The sequence below is a fragment of the Haladaptatus salinisoli genome, assembly GCF_020614375.1.
GTDB lineage: Archaea > Halobacteriota > Halobacteria > Halobacteriales > Haladaptataceae > Haladaptatus > Haladaptatus salinisoli.
This window is the reverse complement of record NZ_CP085327.1, coordinates 1,125,962-1,141,730: the sequence shown is the minus strand read 5'-3', so window position 1 is coordinate 1,141,730 and position 15,769 is coordinate 1,125,962. Positions and strand designations below refer to the sequence as shown.

The window sequence follows — 15,769 nt, the reverse complement described above, 5'->3', positions numbered from 1 at the left end:
CTTATTATCCGCAATTACGACTCCGTAGGCATGCCCTCCAGACGACGGTTTCTCGCGCTCGGTGCCGCCACGGCGCTCGCCGGCTGTACGACGGTGGCGGACGAGCCGCCGAAACCGGGTTCGACGCAATCGACGAACCCCGACAGGCACATCTACGGAGCCGACGGTGAGTGGTCGAGTTTCGGCTGTAACGCCAGTAACACGCGCGGAGTCGGCGACGGAAAGGCTCCGGTGGACGGCGTCACCGAAAAGTGGAGGGTCGAGGTTCCGCAGACAGCGTACTACGAACCGCTCGTCGTGGACGGACGCGTGTATCAGCCGACCCCCGAGGAACTACGAGTGTACGACGCGGCGGACGGCTCGAAGCTGTGGTCGAAAGCGCACGTGTACGCGACGCCGCTCGTCCGCGACGATATCGTGTACGTCGGCGTTCGCAACCGATTGCTCGCCCTCGATTCGAAAACCGGCGAGACGAAGTGGGAACGGGCGTTCGGCGAGAACGCCTCCGTTCGAACGCCATCGATGTACGACTCGCGGTGGCTCTACGTTCCCGTGGGAGAAACCGTCCACCGGGTTAGTTCGCTTACCGGCGAGGTCGAGTGGTCGCGCCGGCTGTTCGGCGATATTCTCGGCTCGTCGCCGATTTACATCGGGTATTACGTCGCGCTCGCCACGGAGGCCGGGAAGCTCTATCTGCTCGCCCCGGACGGCACCGGCGCGGGTGAATGGAACCTCCCCTCGAAACCGCAGACTCCGCCGACCGCGGACACCGACGGCGTCTACGTCAACTGTCTCGACGGGACGACGTACGGAATCACGCTCGAAACCCAACCGCGTCTGAACGTCGACTGGAAGGTAGAGACGGGAGTAGCGAGCGGTGGATTGGCGGTCGAAAAGCACCTCTACGCGGCCGGAGCGCGGGGATTGTACGCCGTCGACCCCGAGGACGGCGAGCGGGTGTGGAAACACGACGTCGGCGACTGGCGGTGGACCGCCCCGGCGCTGGGTCGCGACACCCTGTTCGTCGGCGGCGACAAACTGTACGCGTTCGACCCGACCCCCTCGGTGCGGGTGCCGGGAACCGGACCGGCGAAACGGTTCGAGAAATCGTTTTACGGTCGCGTCGGCCCCGGTCCGGTGTTGAACGACGGCGTTCTCTACGTCGTGGCACAGACCGGGAGACGGAGATGGGATCTCCTCGCGTTAGAATGATGTCGTTCGGTCGTTCGGTCGCAGAAAACGAGAGAGTGTAAGACGGCGAGTTTCGACCGTCTACCGGATGACGTCGAGACCGTTGTTCTGCTCTACCTCGTCGCGGCCGCCGTCGCTCTGCGTGCCGAAGGTGCCGCTGACGCTGTCGACGTTGTCGCTGGCGTCGTACGATTGCGCGCTCACGTCGCGCATCTTCTCGCGCGAGCGGTCGGCCTGCTTCTGCGTCGTCGGGCCGAGCACCTGCGCGCTCTGGACGCCGGTCATGATCGCCATGACGCGAACCTTGCTCTTGTAGTTCTCCTGAATGCGCGCCCCCCAGATGACGTTGGCGCTCGCTTCCAGGCGTTCGGTGATGTTGGCCGCGATGCCCTCCGCCTCTTTCAGCGTGAGGTCGGGACCGCCCGTGATGTGGACGAGACCGCCCGACGCTCCGCGGTAATCCACGTCGAGGAGCGGGTGATTCATCGCGTCGCGCACCACTTCCTCGGTTTTGTTTTTGTCCTGCGTCTCGCCGACGAGCATCACCGCAACGCCGCCCTGGTTCATGATAGACGTCATGTCGGCGTAGTCGAGGTTGATGAGACTGGGCTGGGTGATGGTCTCCGAGATGCCCTTCACCGTCTCGGCGATGATCTGGTCCATCACCGAGAACGCCTTGCCGATGGGTAGATTCGGGACGTAGTCGAGGAGACGGTTGTTGTCGAGGACGATGATGGAGTCGGCCTCGTTGCGGAGGTTCTCGAGGCCCTCCTCCGCCTTCACGGTCCGTGCGCGCTCGACGTTGAACGGCGTCGAGACCATGCCCACGACGATAGCGCCCTGGTCTTTGGCGATCTTCGAGACGACCGGTGCCGCACCGGTGCCCGTTCCGCCGCCCATGCCCGCGGTCACGAAGACGAGGTCGGCGTCGCCGAGCACTTCTTTGACGGTTCCCTGCGCCATCTCCGTGGCGCGCTCTCCCATCTGCGGGTCGCCGCCCGCGCCGAGACCGGACGTCAAGGATTTCCCGACGAGAATCTTCGTGTCGGCCTCGATCATCTTCAGATGTTGTTTGTCCGTGTTGATGGCGACCGTGTCCGCGCCATCGACGCCGATGTTGTACAGGCGATTGATGGTGTTGTTCCCCGCGCCGCCGCAGCCGACGATGACGATTCGGGGGTCACCGAACTCGTCGCCCGTCGTCGCGGCGTCCATCTCGCGCTGCTCGGATTCTGCGTTCTCCAGCGCTTCTTGAACGATATCCTGCATCGTTCACACCTTCGCCCACGTGCGCTTGTTCGTGGTCTCAGTTCCCGCGCCGTCGTGCTCGTTGAGCATATCGCGGACGGCGGCTCGGATCGCTTCGCTCCGGTTCGGGAACTCGCCGGTTTCGACCATCTGTTCGACTTCTTCGATTTGCTGTTTTGGGATTCGTAGTGTCACGCGCTCCATTGGTGGATTCCCCTTGTATCGGTAAGACGACACGCGGCGAACGATATCGTCCGTCTTACGCCGTCGTGGTGGCCGAGACGCCATATTTCGACCGGGTAGTTGCTGGCGTAAGACAATCGTCTTACGTAGAAGTATCCACAAAGCCACAGTATATATAACTTACGGCGGGCGTAAAACAATCGTTTTACGACGAGTCCAAAACGTCCGCCGAAGGCGTCCTACGTCCGCAGCCCGGGCAGAACGCCCAGTCCGATCGAATCTCGTCGCCGCAGTCGCAGAAGACGCGGTGGGTCGCCTTCTCCCCACAGTTCGGACAGTAGACGTGTCCGGTGTCCAGCGTCTCGCCGCACTGCCCGCACGTGTTCGATCCCTGATGGGTGTCGGCGGTCGTCCGACGCGCGGATTCCGCTTCGTTCGGCGTCGCGGTTCCTTTCGACTCCGACTCGCGCCCTCGAACTTCGCCCGCTCCTTCGACGGTGACGTTGACGTTGATGTCCTGCGCGCGGTCGCCTCCGCGCGCGCCGCCGAGTCGTCGGTCGATGAGCGCGTCCACGCGCTCGTCGAGGGCCGCGTCGAGACTTCCCTCGGCGCGGCCTGTGGAGTCGCCGTGGCCGTCCAGATACTCGCGGAGCGCCTCCCGCATCACCTCGCTCTTCGAGGCGTCGAGCGATTCTATCCGCTCGACGAGGTCGTCGTCCGCCCGAAACGTTATCTTGCTCATATTGGCCACCCGGTTATGTACGTGTTCCGATACACACATCCTACCATACTTGAACCTTTCTGTCCTCCTTCTGCGCGCCCCCGAATAATAATTCTTAAGTCCGACAGCGGGATAGGTGTGAGTGCCCGCCCTTAGCTCAGACTGGTAGAGCAGTCGACTGTAGATCGACTTGTCCCCCGTTCAAATCGGGGAGGGCGGACTTTTTCCGCGAACGACCCGAGCAGAAGCGTCTCTCCGACGCGATTTCGTCCACGGTGCCGCGGTCGCGGAAGGTGACCGGTCGTCCGTATTACGCCGAGGGTGACGCCGAACCGGCCGACGAACGCGCCGAGGATTCCGCCGATGGTCGATTTCGGCGGCCGTCGGCGCCCCCGACCGACCCCGATCCGAACGAGGTCGTGAGAGCACCGGCTCCGCCGCCGTTTTTGAACGGATGCTGATAGTAACTCCCCTCGCGCGACCTTCGACATCGACGAAGCCGCGTAAACGCCCGTATAACGCCCTCTACCCCGACCGTGCTCGAGCGTCTAAAACGTAAAATATCGGATGGGAGACGATGTAATACGGCCCTCACACTCCCCAGAAGAGGGCGATTCCGAGCACCGTCGCCACCGACAGGAGCAGTTGTAGCGGCGCGCCGACGCGGAAGTAGTCGGTGAACTTGTACCCGCCCGGCCCGTAAACGAGGAGGTTCGTCTGGTAACCGATGGGCGTCATGAAGTCGGCGCTGGAGGCGAACGTCACCGCGAGGACGAACGCAAACGGATTGCCGCCGACGCGGCTCGCCGTCTCGACCGCGACGGGAAGCATGAGGATGACGCTCGCGCTGTTGCTGACGACCGCGGTCACGAGCGTCGTGATGATGTAAAACAACCAGAGCACGCCGATTACGGGGAGGTACTCCGCGCTCGTCGCGACGAGCGCGCCGACGAGGTCCGCCGCGCCCGTTCGCTCGAACGCGATGCCGAGCGGGATGAGTCCCGCGAGCAGGAAGATGACGTCCCACTCGACCGAGTCGTACAGTTCGTTCGGCTTCACGATTCCCGTCAGTATCATGGCGACGACGCCCGCCAGCGCGGTGGTGAGGATGTCGAAGAGACCCAGCGCGGCCAGTCCGACGACGCCGAGAATGATGGCGACGGCGACGGGTATCTTCGACCGCCGGTAGTCGGGTTCGCTCGGCACCTGCGCGACGATGAAATCGCGGTTCGTCGCCAGCCGGTTGATGCTGTCCTTCTTCGCCTGCACCAACAGCGTGTCACCGCGGCGAATCTGCGTCTGCTGCATTCGCTCGCGGAGTAGCTCCGCACCGCGCCGAATCGCGAGGACGTTCGCGTCGTAGCGTTCGCGGAAGGTCGAACTCTCCAGCGTCTCCGTGACGAGCGACGACCACGACGGGACGACGAGTTCGACGAGGTCCTGTTCCGCTCGGTCGGCGGCCAGTTCCTCCTCGGTCACCTGCGAGAAGGCGACCAGAGACAACCCCTCGGTTATTATCAGTTCGCGGAGCGTGCTGAAGTCGGCGCGAACGACGAGCACGTCCCCCGGGTGAATGATCTTCCCCGCGAGCGGTTCCATGAACGTTCCTTCCTCCCTCACCAACTGGACGATGTCCACGTCGAGATCGATCTCCGCCAGCGTCTCGTCGACCGTTCGACCGACGAACGCCGAATCCGAGTCCACGACGACCTCGGTCAGGTACGGCGACATCTCGTAATCCTCGAGGATGTCCTCCTCGGGGCTGATTCGCTCCGGAATGAGTCGGCGTCCGATAGTCATGAGGTACGCCGTGCCGACGACGAAGACGATGACGCCGAGTTGCGTGAACTCGAACATCGAAAATCGGTGGAGCGAGGGGTACTCCTCGGCGAGTCGCGCTGTGACGCTGCTCGCGATGAGGTTGGTCGAGGTCCCGATGAGCGTGAGCATCCCGCCGACCATCGAGGCGTAGGACAGCGGGATGAGCAGTTTGGACGGCGAGGTTCGTCCCCGATTTGCGACGTCGGAGACGACGGGTATGAGCATGGCGACGATGGGCGTGTTGTTGAGGACGCCGGACGGGATGCCCGCGAACGCGAGCGTCGCACCGAGTTGTTTGCGCTCGTCGGTGCCCGCGAACGACGCCATCCGCTCCCCGAGCTCCTGCACCGCCCCGGTTCGACTGATGCCCGAACTCAAGACGAGCATCGCCAACACCGTGATCGTCGCGTCGTTCGAGAACCCCGAGATACCCTCCTCGGGCGAGATGCCGGTGACCGGCCCGAGGACGATGAGGACGACCATCACGACGATGGCGGTGATGTCCGGCGGGAGGATCTCCGCGGCGAACATGACGAACGCCGCCACTGCGATGGCGAACACGACGACCATCTCGAGCGTCAGCTCCGGAATCGGCGGGCCGGTCTGGACGGGAAGGAGGGCGGCTGTCACCATCCAGTACGAACCGCGACGCCCACGAAGTAAAGAATGAGGTGTGAAACTGTCGTAGTCGCGTCGTACCGCGTCGATTCTCCCCCGCCGTCCGCCCTCGCGTTCGCGACCGACCCTCGGGTGCCGAAACCGGCGACGCTCGCCGCGGAGATTCCCCGGTCGAGTCCGTCGCCGAGGCCGTCTTGCTGGCAGGTCAATACTTTTGATACGTCGGGTCAACTTCGGGGTATGCCGACACGCGTTCCTGATTCTGAGTTCGAAGGCCGCCTCGCCGACGTGCGCGAGAAGATCGCCGACGCGGGTGTCGACGCGGGCGTCTGGTTCGGCGCGACGAGCATCGAGTACCTCACCGGCTTCGACCACATCCAGACCGAACGGCCGGTCGTTCTCGCCGTGACCGACGACCGAATCGAGATAACGGTGCCTCGACTCGAAGTCGAGCGCGTCCAATCCAACCCGCGCATCGACGCGGTGCACCACTACTTCGACTACCCGGGCGGCAAGCCGCTCGAAGTCGCCGCCGAGATGCTCTCCGGTCTCGACGCGCGGACGGTCGCGGCGGACGCCGACGGCGCGCCGGGGACGATGGGCTACGACGGTCCGCCCCTCTCGGAGTTCGTGGAGGTTCAATCGCAGGACTGGGTGGGTCGGATGCGCTGGGCGAAGTCGGACGCCGAAGTCGCGCTCATCCGCGAATCCGCGAGGTGGGGGAACATCGCCCACCGGTACCTCGCGGACTACACGGAACCCGGTGCGCACCCGGCCACGGTCAGCCAGCGAGCGTCGATGGACGCCTCCCGCGCCATGCTCGACGCGCTCGGCGAGCGGTACGCCACTCGCACGCGCGGGGACGGTCCCGTGCGCGCGGGTTACATCACCGGCCCGCAGACCGCGCTCCCCCACGGACACACCGCGAACCGCCGAATAGAGGAGGGCGACGTGCTCATTACGGGAGCGTCCGCCAACGTCGACGGGTACCACTCCGAACTTGAGCGGACGATGTTCGTCGGCGACCCGACGGACGAGCAAGAACACTACTTCGAGTTGATGCTCGAAGCTCAGACCATCGCCATCGACGCGCTGGGGCCGGGCGTTCCCCTGTCGTACGTCGACCGACAGGTGTGGGACTACTTCGAAGAGCAGGGCGTCACCGACCTCGCGCAGCACCACGTCGGCCACAACATCGGAATGGGCGGGCACGAACCGCCCTACATCGACCGCGGCTGGGGAGAACACGTCGACGACGGCGACGCCGAGATGGAGCCCGGCCACGTTTACACCATCGAACCCGGACTCTACACGGACACGTACGGGTATCGCCACTCGGACACCGTCGCCGTCACTGAAGAGGGGACGGAGACGCTGACCTACTATCCCCGCGACCTCGAATCGAACGTAATCACGTGGTAGTTCGCCGCTGACAGGACGACGAGCGGACCCCTAACTCTTATTTTACGCCGAAACGTTCCCCTTATCAATGGCTTCTCGCCTCGAATTTCGGACCGGGTCGGGCGAGGGTTCGAACGATTCGGACGTGACGTTCACCGAGTGGCTCGCCGGGCTGAAATCCCGGGGGAGCAATCTGCTCGTCACCGGCGACGTGCCCAGGGAGACGAGCGCCGAGTTCAGTCGAACGCTGTTCGGCGAAGGGCGACGAACGCGCGTTCTCGCGCTCACCGACCCGACCGCGCTCGACGCCGACGCGCATCTCCCGGTCCCGTCGGACGACCCGAACGCCCGCGTCATCGACCGGCGAGTCGACCGGCGAGCCACGGCGGCCTCCGGAATTACCGCCGCGTCGGAGTTCGACCGAGAGACGCTCCGAACCGAGGTTATCTCCGCTATCGGACGCTACGACGTCGAAGTCGGGGGATTCGACCCCGCCGAACTCCGTCTCGGCGTCGACTCCGTGGAGGCGCTCTCCGGCGGCGACGACCTCGTCACGCTCGAACAGTTCCTCCGCGGTCTCACCGCCGTCGTCCGGGGGAGTTCCGGCATGGCCCACTACCACCTTCGCCTGCCGGACGACGACTCGCTCGTGGACGATCTCTCGCCGCTGTTCGACGCGCGAATCGAACTCCGGAAGCGACCCGGACGGGCCGAACAGCGGTGGCACGTTCCCGCGCTCGGCGAAACGACTTACTGGGTGGAGTTGTCGTAATCGAAACGGTAACCTGCTATGGAACTTCGGCGGCATCCCGACCGCGCCGGACTCGACATCTACGACCCCATCGAGAACGTCCGATTCGCGCTGTTTACGCCCGAACCGGTCCGCCCGACGCCCGTCGAAACCACCTCGTTTTACTTTCCCGTCGACGCCGCCGTCGCCATCGAGACGACGGCGCTCGAGATACCGAAGCTCGCTCCGCTCACGATACGGCGGCGGGACGGGACGATGGTCGCCGAAACCTCCGACGGGCGCGACCGAACCCTCGACGCCGATTCGTACCTCGTCGAACTGAGTACCGCCCCGATGAAACTGTACCTCGCCGTCGAGAGCGCCTCTCGGGTCGAACACACGGACGCCGACATCGTGTTCCGTTTCGGCGAGGAGACGACGGTTCGCGTCGGGGCGCGCTCCTACCACGAACGCCCGGCGGGAACGATAACCGTCACCGACGACGTCGAGGACGCGATGCGCGCGATATCGCTGTTCGGGTCGGCGCTGAAGACCACCAGCCCCGAGCGGTCGTTTCCAACGCTGCGCGGCCACCCCCCGCTCGTGAAACTGGGAGAGTCGTTCTCCGCTCCCGCCCGCATCGAGCGTCCGGAGACGGGCGTCGAACTCGTCGTGCCGCCCGACCGCGAACACGTCTATCCGGCGGCGTCGCTCGCGTACTATCTCGGAGCGAAACTCGTCCCCGGCACCGATCCCCGCCTCGTCGCCGACGGCTTCGAACGCTCGCTCGACGGCCCCGGCGGCTACGAGGCGACGGTCAACCGCGCGTTCCGGCAGACGTTCTTCCTCGACTGTCTCGTTCGAACCGAGGGCTACTATCGGGTCGACCTCCACGAGCGCCAACGGGTCGAACCGCTGGTCGATCTCGATTTCGCCGACCTGTACGACGCGCCGATGCCGGAACGCCTCGAACGCTACCTCTCGGTACCGTTCGAGACGCTCGAACCGTACGTGCCGAACTGGCGACTCGGCGTCGACGTTACGCCGACGGTCGAAAACGTCGAGTACGCGCCGTACCTCGCCAGAGACCTCGCGCTCGTTCGAATCCCGGAGCGTCCGAACCCGCAATCGGTGTCGCCGATGTCGGACGCCCAGACCGAGTTCTTCCGCGCGCCGCCGTCGGGCGCGTTGGCGCGCGGATCGGATGGCTGGGACGCCGTGGACGACCGCGACGTGTTTCAAGTCGATTCGATTCCGAACGTCATCGAGCAGGCGTGGGCCGGAATGGGCTACCCGCTGGAGGTCAACAAACTCGACGTGCGCGCGCTTCGACGGCGCGTCGACCGCCAGCCCTCGTCCGACACCATCGACATCCACGTCGTCTGCAACGACGAAAGGATGCAAGACGAGGACGTGGTGCGGGACCTCTACGGCGTTCGCGACCTGCTCCGGTTCGAAGTCACCGCCCACTACGACCTCACGCGCGACGAGTTCGCGGAACTGCTCGGCGAGACGGCCGACTTCCTCCACTACATCGGTCACGTCGACGGGGACGGGTTCCTGTGCGCCGACGGCTCGCTCGACGCGCGGTCGCTCGACGACGTTCGCGTGAAGGCGTTCCTCCTGAACGCCTGCGCGTCGTACGAACAGGGTCACGAACTCGTCAAAAAAGGGAGCCACGGCGGCGTCGCCACGCTCTCGCCGGTCGGCAACCCGATGGCGACCGAACTCGGCCAGATTCTGGCCCGCCTCCTGAACTGCGGCTTTTCCCTCCGAGCGGGACTGGCTATCGCACAGCGGCACGCGGTGCACGGCTACCAGTACATCGTTCTCGGGGACGGCGGCGTGACGCTCGTACAGAGCGAGAGCGGAGTGCCGCTCCACCTTCGCGTCGAACCGCTGGACGACGGTCGGTTCGACGTCGAAGTGAACGCCTATCCGAACGACCTGTACGGGATGGGGACGATGAACGTGTTTCACGCCGACTCGTCGAACACCAGATACCTCTCTTCGGCACCGCTGACCACCGTCCGACTCTCCGCCCAAGCGTTCGATTCGAGTCTCGAATCCGAGACGATGCCCGTCGAAGTGGAAGACGGGTTGTACTGGAGCGACGAGTTGTCCGCGTGGGATATCGACGGTTGATTACGGTCCGCCCTCCGACCCGCCCGCGTTTGCGAGGACGTTTCCTGCGTGCATCAGCGCGACGCTGAGCGCGAACAGCGCGCCGATCACTCGTGGGTGCTTTGCCAAGTAGTCGCCCGGCGTGTTCTCCTGTGCCATCGCGAATGAAAGATGAGTCTCTCACGAATTATAATTTTTTAAATAATACATAACTAATAACAATTATAGCAAACAGTCGAACAAAATCATTAACCGGCGTCGCGTGCTCTCATCGGGGAACGCCGCCGATGACGTCCGACAGTAGGTCGCTCGGTTCGTGGAGAATCGCGTTCCGGTCCTCGGACGATCGCCGAAGCGGTAGGGCGTAGGCCGTCGAAGCGAGCGTGTGCCCCGGATGCGCACCCCACGCCTCGGTCTTTTCGGCCGGTTCGAGGCGGTCGTCGCGGCGAGCCGCCCACGTACTCGCCGCGTTTCCGGCGCGGTTGACGAGTTCGGTCGGGCCAAAGTTCTCGCCGAGGTTGTCCGCGAGAACGCCGGCTAACTCCGCGCGCCGGATGGGTCGGCACGCGCGCGAGCGGTGGGGCCGTCGGGTCCCTTTTCGGGGACCCCATGCGATGTGCTACCGTACTGCCGCTTGAAAACGATATCGAATTTCGTCTCGACGCTGACGGATTAAATACGCGATTTATATACTATCGAACTCTCGTACGGCGAGAATCGCAGACGGATCGGAGGGAAGCGCGCGGACGGTCGATTCGAACCTTCGACCCTCGGACCGGTCGCCGCCGCTCGACCGGTGTGCGGACGGTGCGTTACGGCGCACCGTCCGCGTCGTCGCACCTCTCGATGGCCGAGGGCGGTCTCCCTTTCGTGCGCGTCCGTCCCACCCGGTCGACGGTCACCGTCTCTTTCGCGGTCGAAGGGCACGAATTTTTAACCGATGACGACCGGAGTCTAAGACGATGGTCGAGGCGTTTGCGATTGCGAGCGGCAAAGGTGGCACCGGGAAGACCACGAGCACGCTTTCGCTCGGGATGGCGCTGTCCGAGGAGTACGACGTGACGGTCGTGGACGCCGACACGGGGATGGCGAATCTGCTCTTCCACGCCGGACTGACCGACGCGGAAACCACGCTTCACGACCTCCTCGTCGACGAGTGCGGCGCGGAGGTCGAGGACGCCGTCTACGAACGCTTCGGGATGCGGGTCGTCCCCTGCGGAACGAGCCTGTCCGCGTTCGAGCGCGCCGATCCCGACCGTCTGCAGGACGTGGTCGCCGACCTCGCGGCCGAGACGGACGTGCTCTTGCTCGACTCGCCCGCGGCGCTCGGAAGCAAGAGCGCCGTCCTCCCCGTCGTCCTCGCCGACCGAGTCGTCGTCGTGCTACAGCCGACGATTCCCTCCCTCAGCGACGGCTTGAAAGTCCAAGAGTACGCGCGGTCGTACGGCACGGAGACGGCGGGCGTGCTGTTCAACAAGGTTCACGAGGACGAGAACGTGGCGGCGGTCGCGGACAAGAGCGAACGGTACTTCGGCGGCCCGACGCTCGCCGCGGTTCCCGACGACGACGCGGCGCGCGCCGCGCGACGGGCGGGCGAACCCCTCCTCGCGTACGCACCCGAGAGCGCGGCGGCGCGCGCCTACCGCGAGGCCGCCGCCGCGCTCGACGTTCGGACGGGCGAATCGGCGGACGTCGCCGAGCGCTTTCGGAGCGCGGTCATCCCCGACTCGCCATGAGGCTCCCGCGTGGCGAACTCGTTCGTTCCCGCGTCGTCAGCGACCCGGCGGCCGCGCTCGTCGCCGCCGCGGAGCGCGAACTGACCGGCTACGCCGTGTTCGAACCGCAGGACGCGCTCCTCCTCGACGCGGACGGTCGGGGCGTGCTGACCTTCGAGGCGGGCGTGCCGGTGCTCGCGTACCACACCGGAACCGATCGCGGCGGCCCGGAGGCGCTGGCCGACCTCGCGGTGCCCGGCCCCTACAGCGTCGACCTCCGGCGACTGCCCTCGGACGAACTCGCCGCGGTTCACGAAGCTGACGAGCGACGGGTTCCCCCGGGGATGCCCGCCGAGCGATTGGCGGGAGACCCGGAACTGGCCGAGCGGACGCGCTCGCGCGCACCGGCGGAGCGGTCGGCGTCCGGCGACCGCTCCGCTCCGCCCAGCGCGCTGGAGGCGTTTCTCGACGACGACGAGAAAATCGCCGCCATACAGGAACAGGCGCGGGAGGAGGCGGAACGCCGGGCCGAGAAGTGGGGACTGGACGACCAGTTGCGCGGCTGAGCCGCCTCTTCCGCGATTTTCGCCTCCCGACCGTTCGGGGGCGAAAGCTACAGTAGTAACGACGGCGTGGCGATTACGGTCGGTAGCGTCCGACGTGACTCGACATGAGTGAGGGAGAGAACGCGAACGAAGGGAGGGCGACGGACGACGAAGGCGGCGGAAGCGGTCGTCGGTTCCGTCTCGGACTCGGCGGGTTGTCCCTCGACCTCTCCGGCGTGACGGCGGACGTAGACGACCTGTCCGTCGGTTTGGACGAAGTGGAACTGAGTCTATCGACGCGCTCGGGCTCGCGGGGCGGCGAGACCGAATCGCGGTCGGCGGAGCGTCGTTCGGGCGGGAGCCTCGGAGCGCGAATCGGTTCGCTCCTCGGCCGCGAGTTCGGTCGCCTGCTCGGACGCGCCCTCGAAGACGAACTGCGCGCCGTCGCGAGCGGAGAACGTTCTCGCCGGGGCGATTCCGCCGACGGGGGCGATGGTAACGCGTCGGACGACTCGCCACGTTCGGACGAGGAACTGCTCGAACGACTGGAGCGTGTCGTCGGCCGCGAGTAACGTTCGGTCGGCGACGCTTCGGGGAACGCCCCGAGCACGGCCGAGGGACGCTCGTCCGTGATAGTCGATGTCATGCATCCGTCTGATACCGTGCCGGAAAGATTAACCTCCCGCTAGTGAAGTGTGTCGTATGGTTTCGAGGTCTCGTCTTCGCGCCGCGTTTGCGGTGCTACTGATACTCTCCGTTCTTCCGGTCGGATACGGGTACGCAACCGCGAAATCCGATACGACGTTCGAACAACACCTCGGCGCGGACGGGGTGACGACGCGCGAACCGATCGCCCCGCCGCGCGACAACATCACGGTCGTCGCCACGGACTCGAACTCGTGGCGCGGCCAGCAGAGCGAGGGACCGCGGGCGCGCGCCGAACTGGTCGCGTTCAATCCCGACGGAAGCGTCCTCTACTACAACGACTCGCACACGCGTTACTGGGACGTCGACCCCGTCCCCGGCACTCGGGCGACCGTCGAGTACTCATACGCGGATCACCTCGACCCGGAGGAGTGTCCCACGACGTGGAATCACAGCGCGTACGCCGTCGACAACGAGACGTGGAACGAGTACTTCGAGGTGCACGGCGACATCGGAGCGTGCACGCGAAACGGATTCGAGCGCGTCAACCTCACGACCGGCGAGGTGACGCGGGTGTGGTCGCAGCGAACGCCGGGCAAGGAGGCGTCCCGCTACCACGACGTCGACCGCATCAACGAAACGCACGTCGCCGTGGCGGACATCTACCTCGACCGCGCCTTCATCGCGAACACGAAGACCGACGAGATAGTCTGGACGTGGAACGCCAGCGACGCGTTCTCGACGTCGAAGACCGGCGGTCCGTATCCCAAGGACTGGAGCCACATCAACGACGTCGAAGTGCTCGAAGACGGGCGGTTGATGGTCAGCGCGCGTAACCACGACCGCGTCGTGTTCCTGACCCGCGACGGACTCGTCAGGAACTGGACGCTCGGCGAGGAGAACAACTACAACATCCTCTACGAGCAGCACAACCCCGACTTCATCAACTCGTCGAACGGCGGCCCTGCGGCCATCGTCGCCGACAGCGAGAACAACCGCGTGGTCGAGTACCAGCGCGAGAACGGCGAGTGGACGCGCACGTGGACGTGGCGCGACGCGCGGATGCAGTGGCCCCGCGACGCGGACCGTCTCCCGAACGAACACACCCTCATCGCCGACTCGAACGGGAACCGGGTCTTCGAGGTGAACGAGAAGGGGGATATCGTCTGGAGCGTTAACATCGCCTTCCCGTACGAGGCCGAACGCCTCGGAACGGGCGACGAGAGCACGGGCGGCGAGAGCGCCAAGAGCGCCGGATTGGCGACGAGGACGGGGACGCTGGGCGACCGATTCTGGATCACGGTGAAGTCGTTCATCCCCGGAAAGTACCTGAACGGCCTGATGTACATCACGCCGGTCTGGCTCGGCGTTCCGGAGCTGTTCGCCATCGTCATCGGACTCGTCGTCGCGCTCATGTGGGCCGGCGCGGAGATGCGCTGGTTCGTCCTACGACGCTTCGGATCGCCGACGGAACGCCTCCGCGAGAAGTCCTCGAAGGAGGACTGAACCGCCGCTAGCGACCCGCCGGGCGCGGAATCGGTTTTCCGCCGCGCCCCTCGGCGCGTCCCGACGAGTGAGGACGCGTCGGATTCGGCGGGTCGCTGGTTCGCGTCGCAACGACGGAAAACGAGTCGGTCGGCGTCGCCACTGACCGGCGTTCTGCTCGGCGTTCGCGCGAAAAGGCGCGTCGTGCGCTACTCCTCGTAGGCGAGGTTCATTATCCACTGCGAGAAAGCGTCGCTCTCGGGGTCGATCTCCTCCTCCCCGATGAACGGCGAGAGCATGTCGCCCGCCATCAGCAACGAGAAGTCGAGGTCCCTCGCGGCGGGCGTGACGAAGTAGGTGTTGTGGCCGTCGTAGACGGTCTCCTGTCGCTGGACGAGTTCCTTTTCCACCAGCGACTCGATGATTCGACTCCCCTTCCGCGACGAAACGTCGAGTTGCTTCCAGAAGTCGCTCTGGTGGATACCGCCCGTCTCGCGGACGAGTTCGAGTCCCGCGTACTCGTCCTCGGTGAGGTCTTCCTCGGACGTTGCCGTGCTCATGTTCCCATACTGGGATGGGCGGGCGTTTAAAGGTGACTTTCCGCGTCCTCGTACGGCGTCTCGCAGGGCGGTCCGTCGGCGAACTCGTACCTTCCGTCGCCGTCGGCGTCGACGGTGACGATGGACGACGAGCGAGTTCCGTACCCGTCGCCGTGGACGCACGCGCCGACGTCGTGGTCGCGGAGCACCGCTTTCACCCGGTCGCGCCACTCGGGGAGCGACACGTCCTCGCTCGGTTCGGGATGGGCCTCGGCCCGGATGCGCTCGGCCTTCGGCGCGGCGTCGTTCAACCCCTCGTTGACGACGACGTGGATTCCCGGATCCAGGTGCGTCGTTTCGAGGATGCCGTCCCACTCCAGCAGGGTCGCTTCCTCCGCGTCCGCGATGAACAGGTTGAACCCCGCGAACCGCCGCTCCGCGAGTTCGTCGTGGACGAATCGGAGGGCGTCCGCCGCGGATTCGCGGGCCAGCGTATCACGAACCAACAACCCGCGCGAGCGTTCACCCTCGATATCGCTCCGGCGGTTCGTCACCCCGACGAACAACCCGTGCTCGTTGTAGCCGATCCACGTCCCTCCCGCCTCCTCGTCCTGCGGCGCGACGACGGTCGGGTCGCGGTCGAGAATTCCGGGCGGACGCGACGGGCGCGAGGGGGCTTCGTCCCGGTTCGCGGCGGCGACGACCGGCGCGCCGTCGAACACCCGCCACGCGACGATGAGTGTACACACGTGGTACGGTAGGAGGGCACCGAATAAAAGATTCGTCGCCGGTCGTCGCCGCCG

General features: G+C 65.4%; 16 protein-coding genes and 1 tRNA gene. 9 read left to right on the top strand and 8 right to left on the bottom strand.

The genetic code is table 11. The features are described 5' to 3' along the window. Positions 1 to 30 precede the first annotated feature (30 nt). On the top strand, positions 31 to 1,212 hold the full coding sequence (locus LIX00_RS06265) for an outer membrane protein assembly factor BamB family protein (RefSeq protein ID WP_227355343.1): 1,182 nt from the start codon (positions 31 to 33) through the stop codon (positions 1,210 to 1,212). A gap of 60 nt (positions 1,213 to 1,272) precedes the next feature. On the opposite strand, the gene ftsZ is transcribed toward LIX00_RS06265, so the two are convergent. The 3 genes from ftsZ to LIX00_RS06250 all read right to left on the bottom strand — a co-directional run bounded on the left by ftsZ (position 1,273) and on the right by LIX00_RS06250 (position 3,364). Further along, on the bottom strand, positions 1,273 to 2,460 hold the full coding sequence (ftsZ, locus tag LIX00_RS06260; RefSeq protein WP_227355342.1) for a cell division protein FtsZ: 1,188 nt from the start codon (positions 2,458 to 2,460) through the stop codon (positions 1,273 to 1,275). A 3-nt stretch (positions 2,461 to 2,463) separates the two neighbouring features. After that, positions 2,464 to 2,643, bottom strand: a complete 180-nt coding sequence (gene cdrS / locus LIX00_RS06255) for a transcriptional regulator CdrS (protein ID WP_227355341.1) — start codon at positions 2,641 to 2,643, stop codon at positions 2,464 to 2,466. 184 nt (positions 2,644 to 2,827) lie between these two features. Beyond that, the gene (locus tag LIX00_RS06250; protein WP_227355340.1) at positions 2,828 to 3,364 is read right to left on the bottom strand and encodes a double zinc ribbon domain-containing protein; all 537 of its coding nucleotides are present in this window, start codon (positions 3,362 to 3,364) and stop codon (positions 2,828 to 2,830) included. Between the two features lie 125 nt (positions 3,365 to 3,489). Here LIX00_RS06250 and LIX00_RS06245 point away from each other — a divergent pair. Next, positions 3,490 to 3,563, top strand: a tRNA-Tyr gene (locus LIX00_RS06245). Between the two features lie 371 nt (positions 3,564 to 3,934). Here LIX00_RS06245 and LIX00_RS06240 read toward each other — a convergent pair. Both LIX00_RS06240 and LIX00_RS06235 read right to left on the bottom strand, forming a co-directional pair. After that, positions 3,935 to 5,797, bottom strand: a complete 1,863-nt coding sequence (locus tag LIX00_RS06240; RefSeq protein WP_368410720.1) for an SLC13 family permease — start codon at positions 5,795 to 5,797, stop codon at positions 3,935 to 3,937. Then, on the bottom strand, positions 5,791 to 5,991 hold the full coding sequence (locus LIX00_RS06235) for a hypothetical protein (protein WP_227355339.1): 201 nt from the start codon (positions 5,989 to 5,991) through the stop codon (positions 5,791 to 5,793). The genes LIX00_RS06240 and LIX00_RS06235 overlap by 7 nt, the downstream gene beginning before the upstream one ends. Before the next feature lie 31 nt (positions 5,992 to 6,022). Between LIX00_RS06235 and LIX00_RS06230 the strand changes: the two genes are divergently transcribed. The 3 genes from LIX00_RS06230 to LIX00_RS06220 all read left to right on the top strand — a co-directional run bounded on the left by LIX00_RS06230 (position 6,023) and on the right by LIX00_RS06220 (position 10,058). Next, the gene (locus LIX00_RS06230; RefSeq protein WP_227355338.1) at positions 6,023 to 7,204 is read left to right on the top strand and encodes a M24 family metallopeptidase; all 1,182 of its coding nucleotides are present in this window, start codon (positions 6,023 to 6,025) and stop codon (positions 7,202 to 7,204) included. A 67-nt stretch (positions 7,205 to 7,271) separates the two neighbouring features. Continuing rightward, positions 7,272 to 7,955: a DUF7504 family protein gene (locus tag LIX00_RS06225; protein WP_227355337.1), complete on the top strand. Its 684-nt coding sequence runs from the start codon at positions 7,272 to 7,274 to the stop codon at positions 7,953 to 7,955. 18 nt (positions 7,956 to 7,973) lie between these two features. Then, complete coding sequence (locus LIX00_RS06220; RefSeq protein WP_227355336.1) at positions 7,974 to 10,058, top strand: hypothetical protein; 2,085 nt, start codon at positions 7,974 to 7,976, stop codon at positions 10,056 to 10,058. Here the strand turns inward: LIX00_RS06220 and LIX00_RS06215 are convergent, their stop codons facing one another. Next, positions 10,059 to 10,196 (bottom strand): DUF7503 family protein, encoded by a 138-nt coding sequence (locus LIX00_RS06215; RefSeq protein ID WP_227355335.1) that lies wholly within the window; start codon positions 10,194 to 10,196, stop codon positions 10,059 to 10,061. Positions 10,197 to 10,999: 803 nt separating this feature from the next. Between LIX00_RS06215 and LIX00_RS06210 the strand changes: the two genes are divergently transcribed. The 4 genes from LIX00_RS06210 to LIX00_RS06195 all read left to right on the top strand — a co-directional run bounded on the left by LIX00_RS06210 (position 11,000) and on the right by LIX00_RS06195 (position 14,448). After that, positions 11,000 to 11,773 (top strand): nucleotide-binding protein, encoded by a 774-nt coding sequence (locus LIX00_RS06210; RefSeq protein ID WP_227355334.1) that lies wholly within the window; start codon positions 11,000 to 11,002, stop codon positions 11,771 to 11,773. Continuing rightward, complete coding sequence (locus tag LIX00_RS06205) at positions 11,770 to 12,318, top strand: DUF8054 family protein (RefSeq protein ID WP_227355333.1); 549 nt, start codon at positions 11,770 to 11,772, stop codon at positions 12,316 to 12,318. Before LIX00_RS06210 ends, LIX00_RS06205 begins: the two co-directional genes overlap by 4 nt. Before the next feature lie 104 nt (positions 12,319 to 12,422). Beyond that, a complete protein-coding gene (locus LIX00_RS06200) occupies positions 12,423 to 12,869 on the top strand; it encodes a hypothetical protein (protein WP_227355332.1) in 447 nt (148 codons plus the stop codon). A gap of 130 nt (positions 12,870 to 12,999) precedes the next feature. Continuing rightward, positions 13,000 to 14,448, top strand: a complete 1,449-nt coding sequence (locus LIX00_RS06195) for an arylsulfotransferase family protein (RefSeq protein WP_227355331.1) — start codon at positions 13,000 to 13,002, stop codon at positions 14,446 to 14,448. Between the two features lie 188 nt (positions 14,449 to 14,636). Here the strand turns inward: LIX00_RS06195 and LIX00_RS06190 are convergent, their stop codons facing one another. Both LIX00_RS06190 and LIX00_RS06185 read right to left on the bottom strand, forming a co-directional pair. Further along, positions 14,637 to 14,987 (bottom strand): helix-turn-helix transcriptional regulator, encoded by a 351-nt coding sequence (locus LIX00_RS06190; protein ID WP_227355330.1) that lies wholly within the window; start codon positions 14,985 to 14,987, stop codon positions 14,637 to 14,639. Positions 14,988 to 15,013: 26 nt separating this feature from the next. Beyond that, a complete protein-coding gene (locus LIX00_RS06185; RefSeq protein ID WP_227355329.1) occupies positions 15,014 to 15,715 on the bottom strand; it encodes an NRDE family protein in 702 nt (233 codons plus the stop codon). Positions 15,716 to 15,769: the final 54 nt, after the last annotated feature.

Bases quoted from the DNA above. Each gene is read 5' to 3' on its own strand.
- cdrS (WP_227355341.1), bottom strand. From the start codon at position 2,643: ATGGAGCGCGTGACACTACGAATCCCAAAACAGCAAATCGAAGAAGTC.
- LIX00_RS06225 (WP_227355337.1), top strand. From the start codon at position 7,272: ATGGCTTCTCGCCTCGAATTTCGGACCGGGTCGGGCGAGGGTTCGAAC.
- LIX00_RS06250 (WP_227355340.1), bottom strand. From the start codon at position 3,364: ATGAGCAAGATAACGTTTCGGGCGGACGACGACCTCGTCGAGCGGATA.
- LIX00_RS06230 (WP_227355338.1), top strand. From the start codon at position 6,023: ATGCCGACACGCGTTCCTGATTCTGAGTTCGAAGGCCGCCTCGCCGAC.
- ftsZ (WP_227355342.1), bottom strand. From the start codon at position 2,460: ATGCAGGATATCGTTCAAGAAGCGCTGGAGAACGCAGAATCCGAGCAG.
- LIX00_RS06190 (WP_227355330.1), bottom strand. From the start codon at position 14,987: ATGAGCACGGCAACGTCCGAGGAAGACCTCACCGAGGACGAGTACGCG.
- LIX00_RS06210 (WP_227355334.1), top strand. From the start codon at position 11,000: ATGGTCGAGGCGTTTGCGATTGCGAGCGGCAAAGGTGGCACCGGGAAG.
- LIX00_RS06200 (WP_227355332.1), top strand. From the start codon at position 12,423: ATGAGTGAGGGAGAGAACGCGAACGAAGGGAGGGCGACGGACGACGAA.
- LIX00_RS06265 (WP_227355343.1), top strand. From the start codon at position 31: ATGCCCTCCAGACGACGGTTTCTCGCGCTCGGTGCCGCCACGGCGCTC.
- LIX00_RS06195 (WP_227355331.1), top strand. From the start codon at position 13,000: ATGGTTTCGAGGTCTCGTCTTCGCGCCGCGTTTGCGGTGCTACTGATA.
- LIX00_RS06205 (WP_227355333.1), top strand. From the start codon at position 11,770: ATGAGGCTCCCGCGTGGCGAACTCGTTCGTTCCCGCGTCGTCAGCGAC.
- LIX00_RS06220 (WP_227355336.1), top strand. From the start codon at position 7,974: ATGGAACTTCGGCGGCATCCCGACCGCGCCGGACTCGACATCTACGAC.
- LIX00_RS06215 (WP_227355335.1), bottom strand. From the start codon at position 10,196: ATGGCACAGGAGAACACGCCGGGCGACTACTTGGCAAAGCACCCACGA.
- LIX00_RS06240 (WP_368410720.1), bottom strand. From the start codon at position 5,797: ATGGTGACAGCCGCCCTCCTTCCCGTCCAGACCGGCCCGCCGATTCCG.